The organism is Vibrio sp. 10N.222.48.A3, assembly GCF_041475345.1.
Classification (GTDB): Bacteria; Pseudomonadota; Gammaproteobacteria; order Enterobacterales; family Vibrionaceae; genus Vibrio; species Vibrio tasmaniensis_A.
In genome coordinates this window covers 1-504 of record NZ_JBFRVX010001831.1, presented here as the reverse complement: position 1 = coordinate 504, position 504 = coordinate 1, and the positions used below count along the sequence as shown (strand labels likewise).

Annotated in this window: 1 protein-coding gene and 1 other annotated feature; the gene reads left to right on the top strand. The window is 39.3% G+C overall.

Annotation, left to right across the window (positions count from 1 at the left end):
- Nucleotides 1-202 precede the first annotated feature (202 nt).
- Nucleotides 203-321, top strand: a sequence feature (Thr leader region).
- A gap of 29 nt (nt 322-350) precedes the next feature.
- The coding region (locus AB4653_RS29105) for a hypothetical protein (protein WP_372106117.1) at nt 351-504 on the top strand (154 nt) is incomplete at its 3' end.

Below are 504 nucleotides of genomic sequence, written 5' to 3'. Positions count from 1 at the left end.
ACTGATTACTTCTGTTTGTTTGATGAGTTAATCCAGTCTCTGAATGGCAGGTTGATGCAGGGTGTTTTATCTCTTAAATGAAGGTTTGCTCTGAAAAACGGTGTGAATGTAAAAAAAACGCAACTTTTCATTGACGCATAGTAGTAAAAATTGATACACGTAGAGTAAAGCACAAGCAGAGAATTTGATATGCAGCATGTAAGCCACCTAGTAATGACCACCACCATTATTATTACCGACATTCACATTGTTGGGGCAGGCTGCTAAGTAACGGATTTTAAAAAAAAGGCCTGTATCCAACAAGATACAGGCCTTTTTTTGTACCATTTTTATGACTTATGGAGAAAGGGATGCGCGTTTTAAAGTTTGGAGGTTCATCATTAGCTGATGCAGATCGTTTTTTACGAGCGGCTGATATCATCGCTAATAATGCCCAGCAAGAAGAGCTAGCCGTTGTACTATCGGCTCCAGGAAAAACAACCAATAAGCTGGTTGCTGTTATTG